The organism is Mesorhizobium sp. WSM4828, from assembly GCF_055811175.1.
In genome coordinates, this window is the sequence record NZ_JBVVQK010000003.1 from 22,773 (window position 1) to 40,210 (window position 17,438).

At 63.7% G+C, this 17,438-nt stretch carries 19 protein-coding genes; 11 read left to right on the forward strand and 8 right to left on the reverse strand.

Annotation, left to right across the window (positions count from 1 at the left end; genetic code table 11):
- Positions 1-221 precede the first annotated feature (221 nt).
- Complete coding sequence (locus AC0L2X_RS04815) at positions 222-830, forward strand: methyltransferase family protein (protein WP_473599305.1); 609 nt, start codon at positions 222-224, stop codon at positions 828-830.
- Positions 831-875: 45 nt separating this feature from the next.
- Here the strand turns inward: AC0L2X_RS04815 and AC0L2X_RS04820 are convergent, their stop codons facing one another.
- The 4 genes from AC0L2X_RS04820 to AC0L2X_RS04835 all read right to left on the reverse strand — a co-directional run bounded on the left by AC0L2X_RS04820 (position 876) and on the right by AC0L2X_RS04835 (position 3,012).
- Positions 876-1,238: a YkvA family protein gene (locus AC0L2X_RS04820; protein WP_352491660.1), complete on the reverse strand. Its 363-nt coding sequence runs from the start codon at positions 1,236-1,238 to the stop codon at positions 876-878.
- 92 nt (positions 1,239-1,330) lie between these two features.
- Positions 1,331-1,627, reverse strand: coding sequence for a 4a-hydroxytetrahydrobiopterin dehydratase (locus AC0L2X_RS04825; RefSeq protein ID WP_473553757.1), 297 nt, complete (start codon positions 1,625-1,627; stop codon positions 1,331-1,333).
- Between the two features lie 6 nt (positions 1,628-1,633).
- Positions 1,634-2,230, reverse strand: a complete 597-nt coding sequence (gene thpR / locus AC0L2X_RS04830; protein WP_352491658.1) for an RNA 2',3'-cyclic phosphodiesterase — start codon at positions 2,228-2,230, stop codon at positions 1,634-1,636.
- Positions 2,231-2,367: 137 nt separating this feature from the next.
- Positions 2,368-3,012: an arylesterase gene (locus AC0L2X_RS04835; protein ID WP_473553755.1), complete on the reverse strand. Its 645-nt coding sequence runs from the start codon at positions 3,010-3,012 to the stop codon at positions 2,368-2,370.
- A 107-nt stretch (positions 3,013-3,119) separates the two neighbouring features.
- On the opposite strand from AC0L2X_RS04835, the gene AC0L2X_RS04840 reads away from it, so the two are divergent.
- The 4 genes from AC0L2X_RS04840 (at position 3,120) to AC0L2X_RS04855 (ending at position 8,115) form a co-directional block, all read left to right on the forward strand.
- Positions 3,120-3,830 (forward strand): ABC transporter ATP-binding protein, encoded by a 711-nt coding sequence (locus AC0L2X_RS04840; RefSeq protein WP_473553753.1) that lies wholly within the window; start codon positions 3,120-3,122, stop codon positions 3,828-3,830.
- The gene (locus AC0L2X_RS04845) at positions 3,830-6,379 is read left to right on the forward strand and encodes an ABC transporter permease (protein ID WP_473553752.1); all 2,550 of its coding nucleotides are present in this window, start codon (positions 3,830-3,832) and stop codon (positions 6,377-6,379) included. Before AC0L2X_RS04840 ends, AC0L2X_RS04845 begins: the two co-directional genes overlap by 1 nt.
- A gap of 219 nt (positions 6,380-6,598) precedes the next feature.
- Positions 6,599-7,378, forward strand: a complete 780-nt coding sequence (locus tag AC0L2X_RS04850) for a Bax inhibitor-1/YccA family protein (protein WP_352491654.1) — start codon at positions 6,599-6,601, stop codon at positions 7,376-7,378.
- Positions 7,379-7,545: 167 nt separating this feature from the next.
- Positions 7,546-8,115, forward strand: coding sequence for a GNAT family N-acetyltransferase (locus AC0L2X_RS04855; protein ID WP_352491653.1), 570 nt, complete (start codon positions 7,546-7,548; stop codon positions 8,113-8,115).
- Between the two features lie 4 nt (positions 8,116-8,119).
- Here AC0L2X_RS04855 and AC0L2X_RS04860 read toward each other — a convergent pair whose 3' ends face one another.
- Together AC0L2X_RS04860 and AC0L2X_RS04865 are read right to left on the reverse strand one after the other, a co-directional pair.
- Positions 8,120-8,506 (reverse strand): DUF2794 domain-containing protein, encoded by a 387-nt coding sequence (locus AC0L2X_RS04860; protein ID WP_031212724.1) that lies wholly within the window; start codon positions 8,504-8,506, stop codon positions 8,120-8,122.
- A 602-nt stretch (positions 8,507-9,108) separates the two neighbouring features.
- Positions 9,109-9,858 carry a DUF1223 domain-containing protein gene (locus tag AC0L2X_RS04865; RefSeq protein WP_352491652.1) on the reverse strand — a complete coding sequence of 250 codons (750 nt, stop codon included), beginning with the start codon at positions 9,856-9,858 and terminating at the stop codon, positions 9,109-9,111.
- Positions 9,859-10,033: 175 nt separating this feature from the next.
- Here AC0L2X_RS04865 and AC0L2X_RS04870 point away from each other — a divergent pair, with 175 nt between their 5' ends.
- Positions 10,034-10,705: a ceramidase domain-containing protein gene (locus AC0L2X_RS04870; protein ID WP_473553750.1), complete on the forward strand. Its 672-nt coding sequence runs from the start codon at positions 10,034-10,036 to the stop codon at positions 10,703-10,705.
- 92 nt (positions 10,706-10,797) lie between these two features.
- On the opposite strand, the gene acnA is transcribed toward AC0L2X_RS04870, so the two are convergent.
- Positions 10,798-13,488, reverse strand: a complete 2,691-nt coding sequence (gene acnA / locus AC0L2X_RS04875; RefSeq protein WP_473553748.1) for an aconitate hydratase AcnA — start codon at positions 13,486-13,488, stop codon at positions 10,798-10,800.
- A 282-nt stretch (positions 13,489-13,770) separates the two neighbouring features.
- Here acnA and ccmA point away from each other — a divergent pair, with 282 nt between their 5' ends.
- The 5 genes from ccmA (at position 13,771) to AC0L2X_RS04900 (ending at position 17,028) form a co-directional block, all read left to right on the forward strand.
- Entirely contained in the window at positions 13,771-14,379 is a 609-nt protein-coding gene (gene ccmA, locus AC0L2X_RS04880) for a heme ABC exporter ATP-binding protein CcmA (RefSeq protein WP_473599306.1), read from the forward strand.
- 58 nt (positions 14,380-14,437) lie between these two features.
- A complete protein-coding gene (gene ccmB / locus AC0L2X_RS04885; RefSeq protein WP_473553744.1) occupies positions 14,438-15,103 on the forward strand; it encodes a heme exporter protein CcmB in 666 nt (221 codons plus the stop codon).
- Between the two features lie 126 nt (positions 15,104-15,229).
- Complete coding sequence (ccmD, locus tag AC0L2X_RS04890; RefSeq protein WP_352567342.1) at positions 15,230-15,397, forward strand: heme exporter protein CcmD; 168 nt, start codon at positions 15,230-15,232, stop codon at positions 15,395-15,397.
- Positions 15,394-15,969: a DsbE family thiol:disulfide interchange protein gene (locus AC0L2X_RS04895; RefSeq protein WP_352567344.1), complete on the forward strand. Its 576-nt coding sequence runs from the start codon at positions 15,394-15,396 to the stop codon at positions 15,967-15,969. Before ccmD ends, AC0L2X_RS04895 begins: the two co-directional genes overlap by 4 nt.
- A gap of 15 nt (positions 15,970-15,984) precedes the next feature.
- A complete protein-coding gene (locus tag AC0L2X_RS04900) occupies positions 15,985-17,028 on the forward strand; it encodes a DUF2332 domain-containing protein (protein WP_473599307.1) in 1,044 nt (347 codons plus the stop codon).
- A gap of 16 nt (positions 17,029-17,044) precedes the next feature.
- Here AC0L2X_RS04900 and AC0L2X_RS04905 read toward each other — a convergent pair whose 3' ends face one another.
- The gene (locus AC0L2X_RS04905) at positions 17,045-17,212 is read right to left on the reverse strand and encodes a hypothetical protein (protein ID WP_023721879.1); all 168 of its coding nucleotides are present in this window, start codon (positions 17,210-17,212) and stop codon (positions 17,045-17,047) included.
- Between the last annotated feature and the right edge of the window lie 226 nt (positions 17,213-17,438).

Sequence of the window (17,438 nt, forward strand, 5' to 3'; positions counted from 1 at the left end):
GCGCTGCCGCTCGAAAAAAGCGGCTGGCGCAATGTCCCTGCCGCGACTTGGAGGCCACGAAAACGGCAAGAGTTTGACTTTTCAAGCAGCTAGGTCCTGCAGCGGTTCTCGCTTTTCTGAGCTACGTGACGAATTTCCCTGCAGGCGCTACCATGTCTGCGTTCGCCGCCACGGCACTCGGCCAGGGTGCCCCTCCCTGGCGGCTTACGGGAGATTTGGCCATGGCCATTTCCGAGACAGGGCTGATCCTGGCGGGCGGCACAGTCGTCCTGGCGATCGTGTTCGGCATTCGTGTCGCCGTCCGCGCGGCGGCCAGCGGCGCGGTGCCCCGGTCGGATGGCGGAGAGGTGGCGGGCACGTCGGGCGCGCCCGACGTGGCGGGGGTCATTGCGCTGCCGCCTTTGATCTTCCTCGGCTTCCTGGTGGCGGCAACCGTGCTCGAGGTGCTCGTGCCGCTCCCGGTCATGGCCGGGCAGGCGCTCGCCCGCTATCTGGCCGGCGCCGTGCTCGCGGTGTGCGGCTTCGTGCTCATCTTTATGGCGGCGGGCCGCTTTCAGGCCGCTGGAACCAACATACCACCGACCTTGCCAACGACCTCGCTGGTCGTCGACGGGATCTATCGGCGGACCAGAAACCCATTCTATCTGGGAACGACCCTCATCTATCTGGGCCTCGGCGTCGCGGCCGGAAGTCTTTGGGCTATCGCGCTCGTCATCCCCCTGCTGTGGGTGATCAATACCGGCGTCATCGCGCCGGAAGAGCGCTACCTCGAGCGGAAGTTCGGAGATGCCTATCGCGCCTACAAGGCGCGGGTGCGGCGGTGGGTTTGACGGCCGGAAAGTCGGTTCTCGCGCGATTTTTTGCGCCGCACCGGCTCAGCTCTTGTCGGCGATGGCCTGCCTGGCGGCGAGCCGGTGCGCCGGCGTGATGTGGGCGCTGACGGCGGCAATAGCGGCGGTCAGCACGGCGATGTCGTCGGTGAAGCCTAGCCCAAGGATGAAATCGGGGATGACGTCCGTCGGCAGCACGAAATAGCCGAGCGCAGCCAGCAATGTGCCTTTGGTGCGCAGCGGCGTCTTCTTGTCCATGGCGCAGTAATAGGCGGCGACCACCTCTTCCATGAACGGGATCTGCCGGGCAGCCTTCTTCGCCGTACGCCAGAACTTTTCGCGTACTTCGCTCTCATTGCCCGGCTTGCTGCCGAGGCCGAAGAAATCAAAACCGGATTTTTGCGCCATCAACCTCTCCTTGCGGCCGTCGCGTGACTTCACGCGTGACCGCAAGGCAAAATGTGGTGAAAGCCGAACCTCGCTGCAAGGTGCAGATAGGCTCAGCCGCCGAAATAGCGGTTCATCTTCCTGGCCAGCTCGAAATCCAGTGCCGTCAGGCCGCCGGCGTCGTGCGTGTTGAGGGTCACGTTTACCGTCTTGTAGACGTTCGACCAGTCGGGGTGGTGGTCCATCTTCTCCGCCGCCAGGGCGACGCGGGTCATGAAGGCAAAGGCTTCGGAGAAATTCTTGAAGGTGAAGCTGCGGGTGATCGAGCCGCCATCCTTGGCCAGCGACCAGCCGCCGAGGCCGGCAAGTTCGGCGCTGATCGCTTCTTTTGCTAGTTTCTCCCTGGCCATGTCCGTCTACCGCATAATCCGCGAAGCGTCGGCGGCGCCGACCAAACGGCTGACGACGCGGTTGTCGGCACCTGAAAGCGGCCAGGCCTCCTCGACGACGTAAGGCCCGCCGCCGACCGAGTCGCGCGACGACATCAGCACGAAGCGGCCGACCCGGAACGGCAGCGTCGAAAAATTGCCGCGCGCCGACAGATACTGGGCGACATCGAGCGGGCTCGAATTGCGCAGGCGGGCCAGCGTCACATGCGGCATGAACTTGCGCGGGTCGGCCGGGATGCCGAGCCGCTGGCAGATGCGCTCGATCTCGGCCTGCAATGCGGAAAGATCGGGCGAAGCGGCGACCCCGGCCCACACCGCATGCGGCTTCTTCTGGCCGAAGGCGCCGACGCCGGACAGCGTCAGCGGGAAGGAGGCGCGGTGAACACGGTCGAGCGCGTTGGCGATTTCGTCGGCGACATGGCCCTCGACATCGCCGATGAAGCGCAGCGTCAGATGATAGTTTTCGACGTCGATCCAGCGGGCTCCGGGCAGGCCGCCCCTGAGCAGGGACAGCGAAAGAGCGGCATCACGCGGTATTTCGAGGGCGGTAAAAAGACGCGGCATGGGAAGCCTCCTGTCCTCGAATCGAACTCTTGCCCCTAGCGAATCATCGATATTCGAACGGGGCAAGCGGTTTGTTGGTCGCAGGGCTGCCTAAAAGCTTCCCCTGCGGAATGTGGTGCGGCGGCGAACCCTCGCCTTCAGGAATTACCCCGCACCGTTGCAATGGCCTTCTCCACACTGGGCAGGATACCCTCGACGATGCGGTCGACGCCTCGGGCACTTGGATGAAGGCCGTCCTCGAGTTGCAGGACGGATTGGCCGGCAACGCCCTCGAGAAAGAAAGGATAGAGCGGCACGCCGTATTTTTCAGCCAATCGCGGAAAGATTGCGTCGAACGCCTTCTGGTAGTCGGCGCCGAGATTGGGCGCCGCGCGCATGCCGGCAAGGAACACCGCGATCTTGCGCTGCTTCAGTTTTGCCAACATGGCGTCCAAGTTTTTTTCCGCTATTGCGGGCGAAACGCCGCGCAGCATGTCGTTGGCGCCGAGCTCCAGGATGACCAATTGCGTGCCGTCCGGCACCGACCAGTCGAGCCGTGACAGGCCGCCGCTCGTCGTATCGCCGGAGACGCCGGCATTGGCGACCGTGACATCGTAGCCCTTGGCGCGAAGCGCCGCCTGCAGCTTTTCGGTGAAGCCCTGACCTGGCCCGAGGCCATAACCCGCCATCAAGCTGTCGCCGAAACCGACAATGACGAAGGGTTCGGCGCGCGCCGACGAAATGGCGCCGCAAATGGCGAGGAAAAGGGCGAAGGCTGCGGCAAAGGTGTGTTTGAAAGCCATGCGGTAGGCCCCATATGACGAGGAACATCTGTTGGCGAAGGCAGGTTTTCGTCTTTTTCGAGCATCGGATGCTCTAGCCTTCATCCCCCATATAGGACGATTTGATTTTGGAAGAAGCCGTCATTTCGCTGAAAGACGTATCGCTGACGCTCGGCGAAGGTGCCTCCTCGGTTCATGTGCTGAAGGGCGTCAGCCTCGATGTGGCGGGCGGCGAAGCGACCGGCATCGTTGGGCCTTCAGGTTCGGGAAAGTCGACATTGCTGATGGTTTTGGCTGGGCTTGAAAGGGTCGATTCGGGCACGGTACGAGTCGCCGGCGAGCTGCTCAACGGCAAAAGCGAAGACCAGATCGCATCGTTTCGGGGACGAAACATCGGTATCGTGTTCCAGTCTTTCCACCTCATCCCGAATATGACGGCGCTGGAAAACGTCGCCGTCCCGCTGGAGCTTGCCGGCCATGCCGATCCGTTCGGCGTGGCGGCGCGCGAGCTGGCGGCGGTCGGTCTCAGCGATCGCGTCACCCATTACCCCGGCGAATTGTCTGGCGGCGAGCAGCAGCGCGTGGCGATCGCCCGGGCGCTGGCGCCGTCGCCGCGCATCCTGATCGCCGATGAGCCGACCGGCAATCTCGACCAGGCGACGGGGCGGCACGTCGCCGACCTGCTGTTTGCCAAGGCGGCCGAACGCGGCATGACGCTGGTGCTGGTCACACATGACCCGGTACTCGCGGCGCGCTGCTCGCGCCAGGTGTCGATGCGGTCGGGGCTGATCGAGGACGCGCCTGAGCCGGCCACCAGGGCCGGCAAGGTGACCGCCTGATGCCGCTGTCGCAAACGCTGAGGCTCGCCTTTCGGTTTTCGCTGCGAGAAATGCGTGGCGGGCTGTCCGGCTTCCTGATCTTCCTTGCCTGCATCGCGCTCGGCGTCGCGGCAATCGGCGGCGTCAATTCGGTGGCGCAAGCGATTTCCGCCGGTGTTGCCGACCAGGGCCAGACGCTGCTCGGCGGCGATCTCCGCTTCCAGCTCAACCAGCGCGATCTTACCAGAGCCGAACGCAGCTTCCTCGACCGGCTTGGCACGGTTTCGCACAGTGCCAACATGCGCTCGATGGCGAGGCTCGAGGACGGCTCCGACCAGGCGCTGGTCGAGGCCAAGGCGGTCGACGGCGCCTATCCGCTCTATGGCGCGCTGGAGACCGAGCCGGTGCTGTCGCGAGAGGATCTGTTCGGCGAAAAATCCGGCGTCTTCGGCGCCGCCGCCCCGGATCTCTTGTTCGAGCGGCTGAACCTTGGCATCGGTGACCGGCTGAAGGTCGGCAGCGCGACATTCGAGCTGCGCGCCAGGCTGGTCAACGAGCCGGATGCGGTGTCGGATGGCTTCGGTTTTGCGCCGCGGCTGATGATGTCGACCGACGGGCTTGCCGCTTCCGGCCTGATCCAGCCGGGCAGCCTGGTCGAGAACGCCTATAAGGTCCGCCTGCCAGGCGGCACCACTGAGGCACAGATCAAGGCGATCCAGGAGCAGGCGGCAAACCAGTTCCCGCAGGCCGGCTGGTCGATCCGCACGCGCAGCAACGCAGCGCCGGCGCTGTCGTCGAATATCGAGCGGTTTTCGCAATTCCTTACGCTGGTTGGGCTGACGGCGCTGGTGGTCGGCGGCGTCGGCGTGGCCAATGCGGTGCGGGCCTATCTCGACGGCAAGCGCGGCGTCATCGCCACCTTCAAGAGCCTGGGGGCTTCGGGAGGGTTCGTCTTTGCCGTCTACCTGGTGCAGATCCTGATGATCGCCGCCCTCGGCATCACGCTGGGCCTTGTGCTTGGCGCGCTGATGCCGTTCGCGGCCAGCGCGGCACTGCAGTCGGTCATTCCGGTACCGGCGGAAGGCGGGTTCTACCCCGGCGCGCTCGGCATGGCGGCGCTGTTCGGACTGCTGGTGACGCTGGCTTTCGCCTTGCTGCCGCTCGGCCGTGCCCGCGACGTGCCGGCAACGGCGCTGTTTCGCGAAATGGGTTTCGAGGGCCGCGGTTTTCCCCGCCCGCTCTATATCGCCGCGGCAATGGCCATCGCGTTGCTGCTCGCGGTGCTGGCGATCCTGTTTTCCGGCGACCGCCGTATTGCCTCGATCTTCGTCGGCGCCACGATCTTTTCGTTCCTGGTGCTGCGTGTCGTCGGCACGCTGGTGCAGTGGGCGGCGAAGAAAAGCCCGCGCGTGCGCTCGACCGCGCTCAGGCTCGCCATCGGCAACATCCATCGGCCTGGCGCCTTGACGCCGTCCGTGGTGCTGTCGCTTGGCCTCGGGCTGACGCTCCTGGTCACCTTGGCGCTGATCGACGGCAATCTGAGGCGGCAGATCTCCGGCAGCCTGCCGGAAAGGGCACCGAACTTCTTCTTCGTCGATATCCAGAGCGGCGACGTCGATGCCTTCTCCGCGCTGGTCGGCAAAGAGGCGCCGCAGGGCACGCTGATCAAGGTGCCGATGCTGCGCGGCCGGGTGATGGCGCTCAACGGCGTCGATGTCGACAAGGTCAAGGTTCCGGCCGAAGGCGCCTGGGTGCTGCGCGGCGACCGTGGCCTGACCTATGACGCAAAGCTGCCGGAAAATGCGACGCTGACCGAGGGCAGTTGGTGGCCGGAGAATTATTCCGGCGCGCCGCTGGTCTCGTTTTCCGCCGAGGAAGGCAAAGAGATCGGGTTGAAGCTCGGCGACACCATCACCGTCAACGTGCTCGGCCGCAACATCACGGCCAAGATCGCCAATTTCCGCCAGGTCGAATGGGAAACCATCGGCATCAATTTCGTCATGGTGTTCTCGCCCAACACATTCGCCGGGGCGCCGCATGGCTGGTTGGCGACGCTGACCGAGACGAATGCATCGGCGGCCGACGATGCGCATCTTCTCAATGCCGTCACGCGGGCTTTTCCAGCGGTGACGACGGTCAGGGTCAAGGACGCGCTCGAAATCGTCAACCGGCTGGTGGCGCAGCTCGGTACAGCAATCAGGGCAGCAGCGGGCGTGGCGTTGATCGCCTCGGTGCTGGTGCTGGCCGGGGCGCTCGCCGCGAGCAACCGGGCCCGCATCCACGACGCGGTGGTGCTGAAGACCCTGGGTGCGACCAGGAAAACTCTGATCGCAGCGTTTTCACTGGAATACATGCTGATCGGCCTTGCCACTGCGATGTTCGCGCTGGCAGCGGGCGGTGTGGCGGCGTGGTTCGTCGTCACGCGCATCATGACGCTGCCATCCCACTTCATGCCCGAGGTGGCGGTGGCGACCATCGGCTTTTCACTGGTGGTCACGGTCGGTATCGGCCTTGCCGGCACGTGGCGGGTGCTGGGCCATAAGGCGGCGCCGGTGCTGCGGAATCTTTGAACCAGAGCCGGTTTTGATTAAATCTCGTTAATGTGACGGGCGGGAAGGCCAATAAAACCGTATCTCCGGCACTTCACGGAGCATTACGCTTGGTTACGGTCTTGTCCTTTACGCCAAGAACCATCATATTTCGGCGCAGGCATGCTGGAGCCCCGCCAGCGGCGCCTGGGTTCAAAAGGACCTGACACCGGACGGGGCAGAAGCAATATGAGGATTTCCATGGCTGATCCCGTTCGCAATTATCAGACGCGCGCCGTGCCCGGCGCCGGCGTCGATGCTGCCATCGACCAGGGCCTGCGCGCCTACATGATCAAGGTCTACAATCTGATGGGGCTTGGCCTCCTCATCACCGGCCTTGCCGCGGTCGGCACAATCATGCTGGCCACCACCAGCGATCCCGCCTCGGCGGTCGCGACGTTGCCAAGCGGCGAGATGCTGACCTCGTTCGGCTACGCGATCTTCGGCTCGCCGCTGAAATGGCTGGTGATCTTTGCCCCGCTGGCAGCGGTGATGTTCCTATCGTTCCGCGTCCAGTCGATGACCGTTTCGGCCGCGCAGACGACGTTCTGGGTCTACGCCGGCCTCGTCGGCCTGTCGCTGTCGTCGATCTTCCTGGTCTACACCACCGCCAGTATCTCGCAGACCTTCTTCGCCACCGCCGCCGCCTTTGGCGGGCTGTCGCTCTACGGCTACACGACCAAGCGCGACCTTTCCGCGTTCGGTTCGTTCCTGGTCATGGGCCTGGTCGGCCTGATCATCGCGATGGTGATCAACATCTTCCTGCAGTCGTCGGCGCTTTCCTTCGCCGTTTCGGCGATCGGCGTGCTGATCTTCGCAGGCCTCACCGCTTACGACACGCAGAACATCAAGGAGATGTACTTCGAGGGCGACGAGACTGATGTCGCCGGCCGCAAGGCGATTATGGGCGCATTGAGGCTCTATCTCGATTTCATCAACCTGTTCATGTTCCTGCTGCAGTTCATGGGCGACCGTCGCTAATACGGCGTTCTTTGCCGACCATGGTCTTTTCCGAGAACCGGTTTCGACTTTTCGGGATCATGGTCTGACTGGACCAGCGAGTTTGGAAAGGGCGGCCCAACAGCCGCCCTTTTCTTTTGTGCCGGCTTTTGCTTTGATATAAGGCAGATGAACGACTTGCATAAAATATGAGCAGCATCACGTTACGGGCCGCGACGTCGGCCGATCTCGACCGGATCACGGAAATCTATGCCGACGCGGTGACGAATGGCACGGCGAGCTATGAACTCGAGCCACCAAGCCGCGCCGAGATGGGCGCGCGATTCGACAACCTGATGGCGGGCGGCTTTCCCTATCTCGTTGCGGAAAAGGCCGGCGGCGTGCTCGGCTATGCCTATGCCGGAGCGTTCCGGCCACGCCCGGCCTACCGCTTCGTCGTTGAGGATTCCGTCTATGTCGCGCCCGCGGCCAAAGGGCAAGGCGTCGGGCTGCTCCTGATGCAAGGGCTGATCGAGGCGGCCAAGGCGGCGGGCTTTCGCCAGATCATCGCGGTGATCGGCGACGGCAGGCCCGACAGCGCATCGGTACGGTTGCACGAGAAGCTCGGCTTCCGTCATTCCGGCCGCCTCGAAGGCTCCGGCTACAAGCACGGGCGTTGGCTCGACACGGTGTTCATGCAGCTGCCGATCAATGGCGGGGCGTCGATCCCGCCCGATCCGCAATCGCTGCCCGAGCGGAAGTTCCGCCAGCAAAAATAAAGGGTTACGCCTCGACCAGCTTCAGCGTTCGGTCGAACACGCCAAGCACCCGGCCGAGCTCCTGGCCGCGCTTGAGGATGCGCCCGCCGGCGGCGATGACGGCGAACGCGCCTTGCCGGCGCGCCAGCTTCGGATCCTTGACGATCTGGAAAAGCGGCACTTCGCTGGTGCGGCGGAACACGGAAAAAACGGCGCGGTCGGCGAGATGGTCGATGGCATAGTCGCGCCACTCATTGGCGGCAACCATACGGCCGTAAAGCCTGAGGATCTGGTCCAGTTCGCGGCGGTCGAACCGCACAGGCTGGTCGAGGCGTTCGCGTCTTGCCTCATGCAGCGGGATCAATATTGCGGATGCGTCCCCATCCTCCGTCCCGCTGCTGCGATCAGTCATGCCTGGATCCTCGCAATGAATCGTACGCCGACCAAAGTTGGCGCTTTCGTTGCCGAATTGCAAGGCCCGGCCGGGCAAGGCCAGCACCGCGCGGTTTCTCCAGCGTCCAGTCACGTTTGCGAAACGCCTGTTGGAATTGGTGATGCTTCGCCACAATCCTGCCTTTTTTTATCCGTGCTCATGCCCCAATGTCCGACGAATTTACCGGTGTTGCCTGAGACGGTTCGGTCCGGCACCGGCTCGTAAACCCCAAGCCCCCCGCCCACGGGTCTGCGTCGGATCGAACCAACCTCGGTTTTTCCTTGGAAAGATCGGGTGCGACGATCCCAAAACCTAAATGACCGGCGTCAGAAGCAAGCTGACGCCGGTTTTTTATTGGCCGGCCGCCGCGGCGGTGCGATCCATCCAGATAGGCTGTCGTCGGAGGCTTGAGGGCGGTTATCCCTTCTCCCCTTGTTGTGGGAGAAGGTGGATCGGCGCGAAGCGCCGAGACGGTTGAGGGGTGTTGGACGGAGTGAGGCGTTGGCGTTCCCTCGAACACCCCTCATCCGTCGCCTTCGGCGACACCTTCTCCCACAAAGGGAGAAGGGAGAGCGCTCTATCTAAGGCTTGCGGATAAAGGCTGCACCCAGGATCGGACCGGGCATGCCGTCCTTGCCGACCGACTGCAGCAGCACGGCGCAGCCGCCCTTCTTGGCGATCTCGCTCATTGGCAGTTCGTAGCGCTGCGCCTTGCCGTGCCACATGCCGGCGGTCTGGATGCTGGAGACGGCGTTCCAGTAGGTCATGCTGCGGCCGCTGTTTTCACCCTTGCCGATCTTTATCGTCTGTGGCGGGTTGAAATAGACGATGACGACATGCGCGTCGGCGGGGCCGGCCACGGCGTCGCCGGCATCGATCATGACGCGATCGCTGGTCCGGCTGACCTTGATGCCGACCCGCATGCCTTCGCCGACCCTCTCCATGCGGGCCAGCGCGCCGTCGACTTCCTTGCGGCTGGCGCCGTTGACATGGCTGCGGCCGTTTATGACGGCTTGCGGGGTGTAGACGGAACGACTGCCGAAGGCGCGCATATACTCGTATTGCCGCTCGGTATTTTCCTTGCGGCTCAGCGTGTCCTGCCAGCCGAGGTAATCCCAATAATCGACATGATAGGCGAGCGCGACGATGTCCTCCTTGGCGGCAAGCTCGGCGAAGAATTCGTCGGCTGGCGGACAGGAGTTGCATCCCTGGCTGGTGAAGAGCTCGACGACGCCTAATGGCTTGTCGGTTGGCTCGGCAAGGGCCCTGCCGGCAAACGCCGAGAGGGCCAGCGCAAGGGCCGCAAGCCGCAATGGTCTTCGAGATGGCATGGCCGTTCCGATCCCGCCGGTGACGCCGGCTTTGTTCTGGTTGTCGAAATATGTGGCAGAAGCGGCAGTCAACGGGAAGTCACGTTGCGGTGAAATTTTGCCGTTGCAAGCGCTGGCAAGGGCGCAATAGGTGGACTTGCACTTCACGATGGAAGCGATTCGGGCGGCAATCAGCATGTGGCAATCTCTCCTGGCGCCGGTCGACCTCTATTGCGAACGGACGGGGCCGGAATTCTGGGCCGAACCGCTCAATGCGCTGAGCAATCTGGCTTTCTTTGCCGCCGGGCTATGGGGTGTCTGGCAGGTGCGCAAGCGCGGCACCGGCACCTTCGCCGAAGTGCTGGCCTGGTGGGTGGTGGCGATCGGCGTCGGCTCGTCGCTGTTCCACACCTTTGCCACAAGGGCAATGATCCTGGCCGACGTGCTGCCCATTGCAGGGTTCACGCTGGCCTACACGCTGTTCAACCTGCGACGTTTTCTCGGCATGAAATGGGGCAAGGCGATCGCCATCTTCGTCGCCTTCTATGCCATTGCCGGGTTGCTTACCTTCGCCGTGCCCGACTGGCTGCGCCAGGCGTCGAACGGGACGACCGGCTACCTGCCGCCGTTTCTGGCGCTCGCCTTCTTCGGCGCCTGGGTGGCGGCCAGCGGCAATCGCGCCGGCTGGTACAATCTGGCGGGTTCGGCGATCTTCGTCGTGTCGGTCATCTGCAGGATGATCGATCCGCTGGTCTGCGGCGGCTTTCCGCTCGGCACGCATTTCCTGTGGCACATATTGAACGGGCTGATGCTCGGCGTGCTGCTGGCGGCGACAGCGCGGTTTGGAAAGCCAAGAGTAGGGCAGTAGGGCAGTAGGGCAGTAGGGCAGTAGGGCAGTAGGGCAGTAGGTGGCTTGTCCTTGCTTCCCCTACTGCCCTACTTCCTTATTGCCCTACTGCCTTAAGCCGCAAGATCGCGCAGCACGTATTGCAGGATGCCGCCATTCCTGAAGTAGTCGAGCTCGTCCAGCGTATCGATGCGGCAGATGACCGGAACTTCTTTGACGCTGCCGTCGCCATAGGTGATCCTGGCGATCATCTTCTGCCGCGGCTTGATGTTGCTCAGTCCGTCGATCTCGACCAGTTCGTCGCCCTTGAGGTTGAGCGAGGCCCATGAGGTGCCTTCCTCGAAGACGAAAGGGATCACGCCCATGCCGACAAGGTTGGAACGGTGGATGCGCTCGAAGGACTGGGCGATGACCGCGCGGACACCGAGCAGATTCGTACCTTTGGCCGCCCAGTCGCGTGACGAGCCGTTGCCATATTCGACGCCGGCGAAGATGACCAGCGGCACGCCTTCCTTCTTGTAGCGCATCGCGGCGTCGTAGATCGATTCCTCTTCTTTCGAGGGGTAATGGATGGTGTAGCCGCCCTCGCGGCCGTTCTCGCCCAGCATATGGTTGCGGATGCGGATATTGGCGAAGGTGCCACGCATCATCACCTCGTGGTTGCCGCGGCGGGTGCCGTACTGGTTGAAATCGGCGACGCCGACGCCGTGGTCGGTGAGATACTTGCCGGCCGGCGAGGCCGCCTTGATCGAACCGGCCGGCGAAATGTGGTCGGTGGTGATCTTGTCGCCGAACAGGCCGAGCACACGCGCGCCCTTGATATCGCCGATCTTGCCGAAGCCTGACTTCATGCCGGCGAAATAGGGTGGGTTCTGCACATAGGTCGAATTGTCGTCCCAGGCATAGGTCTGACCTTCCGGCGCCTTGACGTTCTGCCAGTACTCGTCGCCCTTGAAGACGTCGGCATATTTGCGGGCGAACAATTCGCGCGTGACGTTCTTCTCGATGAATTCCTGGATCTCGACCGAACTCGGCCAGATGTCTTTGAGATAGACCGGATTGCCGTTGCGATCGTCGCCGAGCGGCTCGGTGGTCAGATCCTTGGTCACGGTCCCGGCCAACGCGTGAGCGACGACCAGCGGCGGCGAGGCGAGATAGTTCGCCTGCACGTCGGGCGAGACGCGGCCTTCGAAATTGCGGTTGCCGGACAAGACTGCCGCAGCAATCAAGCCCTTATCGTTGATGGTCCTGGAGATCGGCGCCGGCAGCGGGCCGGAATTGCCGATGCAGGTGGTGCAGCCGAAGCCGACCAGGTTGAAGCCGATCTGGTCGAGCTCCTTCTGCAGGCCGGATTTCTCGAGATATTCGGCGACGACCTGGCTGCCCGGCGCCAGTGAGGTCTTGACCCACGGCTTCTGCTTGAGGCCGAGCCGGTTAGCGTTACGCGCCAACAGCCCGGCGCCGATCAGCACGCTCGGGTTCGAGGTGTTGGTGCAGGAGGTGATTGCGGCTATGACGACATCGCCATGGCCAAGATCGTAGTCCGCGCCCTCGACGGCATAGCGCTTGTCGATTTCGGCGGCCTTCTTGTATTCGGTCTCCATGGCCTTGGCGAAGCCGGCCGGAATGTCTTCAAGCGCGACCCGGCCTTCCGGACGCTTTGGGCCGGCCATCGACGGCACGACACTGCCGAGATCGAGCTCGAGCAGGTCGGTGAAGACCGGATCGGCCGAGCCGGCATCGCGCCACAAGCCTTGCGCCTTCGAATAAGCCTCGACCAGGGCGATGCGGCTTTCGTCGCGACCGGACATGGTGAGATAGCGGATGGTTTCGCTGTCGACCGGGAAGAAGCCGCAGGTGGCGCCATATTCCGGGGCCATGTTGCCGATGGTGGCGCGGTCGGCCAGCGTCATGTTGGACAGGCCCGGCCCGAAGAATTCGACGAACTTGCCGACGACGCCCTTCTTGCGCAGCATCTGGGTGACGGTGAGCACCAGGTCGGTGGCGGTTACGCCTTCCCTCAGCCTGCCGGTAAGGCGAAAGCCGATGACTTCGGGCAACAGCATGGAGACCGGCTGGCCGAGCATCGCGGCCTCGGCCTCGATGCCGCCGACGCCCCAGCCGAGAACGCCGAGGCCGTTGATCATCGTGGTATGTGAATCGGTGCCGACGCAGGTGTCGGGATAGGCGGTGGTCTCGCCATCTTCGCTGTTGGTCCACACCACCTGGCCGAGATATTCGAGATTGACCTGATGGCAGATGCCGGTGCCGGGCGGCACGACGCGGAAATTACGGAACGCCTGCTGGCCCCATTTCAGGAATTTGTAGCGTTCCTCGTTGCGCTCGTACTCAAGCTCGACATTGCGGGCGAAAGCCAGCGGCGTGCCGAATTCATCGACGATGACCGAGTGGTCGATGACCAGATCGACAGGCACCAGCGGATTGATCTTTTGCGGATCGCCGCCGAGCGAGGCCATGGCGTCGCGCATGGCGGCAAGGTCGACCACGGCCGGAACGCCGGTGAAATCCTGCATCAGCACGCGAGCCGGGCGATAGGCGATCTCGACGCCGGCAGTGCCCCGGTCGGTCAGCCAGCCGGCGACCGCCTGGATGCTCTCCTTGGTGACGGAACGGCCGTCCTCGTTGCGCAGCAGGTTCTCCAGCAGCACCTTCATCGAATAGGGCAATTGGGCAATGCCGGTGAGGCCGTACTTTTCGGCCTCGACAAGGTCATAGTAGATGTACTCGGTGCCGCCGGCGGTCAGCGTGCGGCGGCAATTGAAGCTGTCGAGTGATTTGGACACGTGCGATCCCTAACTGTCGGTTGCCGGGAGGGAACGGACGCCAGTGGGCATGCAAGTCACGCGCAAAGGTGCGGGTACGGCCATTTCCGCTATCCGTTCCCAAGCGTCCGGGCCGTTCAAGGCGGCACGCGCGCTGGTTCGGCGCAAATTCGGTTCCCGTGCCGACCGCTGGCACGGACGATGCGGATATAGAGAATTTTCTGGAATAGTTCTAGACACGGAATTGCCATTTTTGCTGCGGCGCACCGAAGCCGCACCTGAACTTTCGGCGAAGGGGAACGGATGCGGCTGATCGCCGAAAATCTGGGCGGCGAACGCGGCGGCGAGACGGTATTTTCCGGCATCGAATTCGCGCTGGGGGCTGGCCAGGCGCTGGTCGTTTCCGGACCGAACGGCGCCGGCAAATCGACGCTGCTCAGGATCATCGCCGGGCTGTTGCCGGTGGCGGCAGGCCGGGTGCGGTTCGAAGGCGGTGGCGAGGACTTTCCGTCGGCCGCCTCGGCCTGTCACTATCTCGGCCACCTCAACGCGATGAAGACGGCGCTGAGCGTTATGGAAAACCTGTGCTTCTGGCGCGATTTTTCGGGCGCAGGTTCCAGGGGTGTTGAAGAGGCGCTGGAGACCGTCGGGCTGGGCGGCATCGGCCATCTGCCGTTCGGCTATCTCTCGACCGGCCAGCGCCGGCGTGCGGCGATTGCAAAACTGCTGGTCAGCCACCGGCCATTGTGGCTGCTGGACGAACCAACGGCAGGGCTGGACAAGGCTTCGGAGGAGAGATTCGGCGAACTGATGGGGAAGCACCTCGAGAGTGGGGGGATCGTGGTTGCGGCGACGCATCTGCCGCTGGGGATCGAGGGGGCGAGGGAGCTCGTGATGGGCGAGGCCGCTTGATGTTGGTGCTCTACGCGACGGTGCTTGGCCTTCACGCATCCATCGGGACCGCACCATAATGTGGTCCCTCTTCCTCCGCGACATCCGCCTGAGTATCCGCGCCGGCGGCGGGGCGCTTACCGGCGTGATTTTCTTTCTCGCCGTCATCGCGACCATTCCCTTCGGCGTCGGTCCCGACCTGAAGCTGCTGGCCCGCATCGGGCCGGCGATTCTCTGGATATCAGCCTTGCTGGCCTGCCTGCTCGGCCTCGACCGGCTGTTCCAGGCCGACCGCGAAGATGGCTCGCTCGATCTTCTGGTGCTTGGCGACCACCGGTACATGCTGGCCTTGACCGTGCTGACGAAATGCCTGGCGCATTGGACGGGAAGCGTGCTGCCGCTGGTCATCGCCGCTCCCCTGCTCGGCCTGTTCATGAACATGGAGCCGGCCGGCATCGGCGCCACGGCGCTGACGCTTCTGGTCGGCACGCCGGCGATCACCTTCATCGGTGCTGCCGGTGCAGCAGTGGCAGTGGCGCTGCCGCGCGGCGGGCTGCTGATCTCGGTGCTGGTGCTGCCGCTGACCATTCCCGTGCTGATCTTTGGCGTATCGGCAAGCTATGGCGCGGTGGCGGATCCCGATCCTTTTCTGCAGCCCTTCCTCATTCTCGCCGCACTGACCTTTTTTCTTGCGGTGCTCGGGCCGGTGGCAGCGGCGCTGGCGCTTCGGCACGGAACGGACTGATGTGTTGGCTTCAGCACATGCCTGCGGCGCGGCGAACAATTGCGGAGCCGGTGGCGCGGCGTTAAGAGAAGACATGTCGGAACAAGGCGAGACGGACCGGTTGGAAAGCGCCGCGGAGCGAAAAGCATGAGCGTACACGCGCTTTATGTCACCGCCGCCTATGCGATCACGGCCGTGGTGCTGGGCGGGCTGATCGGCTGGATTCTGCTCGACCAGCGCGGCCGCAAGCGAGAGCTCGCCGAGCTGGAGGCGTCTGGCGTGCGCCGGCGCTCCGATAAGGCAGCAAAATCATGAGCACGGAAACGCAAACACCGGCGCGCCGCCGCCTGATCGTGCTGCTGCCGCTGCTGGTCTTTCTCGGGCTGGCGGGATTGTTCCTGGCTCAGCTTTTGTCCGGGCGCGACGTTTCGGAAGTGCCGTCGGCGCTGATCGGCCTGCCGGCGCCGCAGACCAACCTGCCGGCGCTCGAGGGCACCAATTTACCGGGCCTCGATTCAAGACAGTTCGCCGGCAAGGTGACGCTGGTCAACGTCTTCGCGTCCTGGTGCGCGCCGTGCCGCGAAGAGCATCCGGTGCTGCTGGCGCTGTCGCAGGACAGACGCTTCGTCATGGCGGCGCTGAACTACAAGGACCAGCCGGAAAACGCCCGTCGGTTCCTTGGCGATCTCGGCAATCCATTCCAGGCGATCGGCGTCGACCAGGCCGGACGCACGGCGATCGACTGGGGTGTCTACGGCGTGCCGGAGACCTTCGTCATCGGCAAGGATGGCAAGATCGCCTACAAGCACGTAGGGCCGCTGACGCCGGACTCGGCGCGGACGCTGCTGTTGCCGGAGATCGAGAAGGCGCTGACGGCACCGGGCTGAGGACCGGAAAACGCGATGGACGAACGAGACATCCGCGATCATTTTCTGGCTCAGGCGAAAGGCTGCGATGGACTTGGCTCGCCGTTCACCGCGAATTTATGCCGTGCGCTGGCCAAGGTTCTCGACGCAAACACCAAGACCGGGCAGGCGGTGCTCGGCTGGCCAGGCGACGCGCGCGCCGACGCCCTCGCATTGCGGCTCTGCGGCGCGCTGCATGCGTTGGTCCTGACCGGTGTCGATGAACGACTGGCACTGATCTATCCGCCCAACCAGACAAGCGAAGATGAGATCGCGGCGGTGCTGCCGGAAGCAATTACGCGATCCGACGAGCGGATCGTCGCTGGCCTCGCCGGCGCCCCGCAGACGAATGAGATCGCCCGGTCGGCGATGCTGCTGCCAGGATTTCTGACGGTCGCGCGCGAAACCGGTTTGCCGCTGGATCTGTGTGAGATCGGCGCCAGCGCTGGGCTCAATCTCCTGTTCGACAGCTTTCACTATCGCTATGGCGATGCCGAGTGGGGCGACCAGGCCTCCCCCGTCCGGTTGGCGCCGGAGGTACGCGGCCTCGCTGTTCCGCTTGGTGGAGCGATCAACGTCCGCCATCGCGCCGGCTGCGACATCGCGCCGGTGAACGTCGCCGACGCAGCGGCGCAGTTACGGCTTCGGTCTTACGTCTGGGCCGATCAGGCAGCGCGGCTGGCCCGGCTCGACGCCGCGCTGTCACTTGCCGAGAAATTTCCGCCGCTGCTTGTCAAAGCGGATGCAGCGGAGTTTGTCGAGAGGGCACTGGCCGTACGGCAGCAGGGCAGCGCCTTCGTGCTCTATCATTCGATCATGTGGCAGTACCTGCCGCGGGCGACCAAGGATGCCATCATCGCTACGCTGGAGCAGGCGGGCAGACAGGCCACGGCCGCTGCGCCTATCGCAAGGCTGAGGATGGAGCCGCGCGATCCCACAAACAATTGGGCGGTACTCAGCCTCACTCTATGGCCCGGCGGCGAGACGCGCCGTCTGGCCCATTGCGATTACCACGGCCGCTGGATCGAATGGATCGGCTGAGCCGATCGCGTTCGCCTCAGCCGTAGATCTGCTTGTGAACCTGATAGAGCATTTCGCTGCGGTCGGCGCGCATGTCGGCGAGGTCGCGGCTGCTGAAGCTGTCGATTTCGGCGACGAGGCGGTTGTAATGCCGGCGCTTGGCGATGCTGGCGCGAGCGCGGCTCATGAGGCTGTCGATGATCATAGCGAGTTTCCTTTTGCGCCGCATTTCGCGGCCAGTTGTTCCTCCCTTGATCGATACGGAGCATGACATAGTTATGGTGCGTTGCAAAAATAAGATGTTGCAATGCACCATTGCGCTGGGCGCATAGCCGGTTAACGGGATGTGACCCTGCCGTCCGGGCCGGCATTCGCTTCCATAACGCTTCTGACGCATCATCGATCTTGCCATATCGATCGTGGGCTGGCTT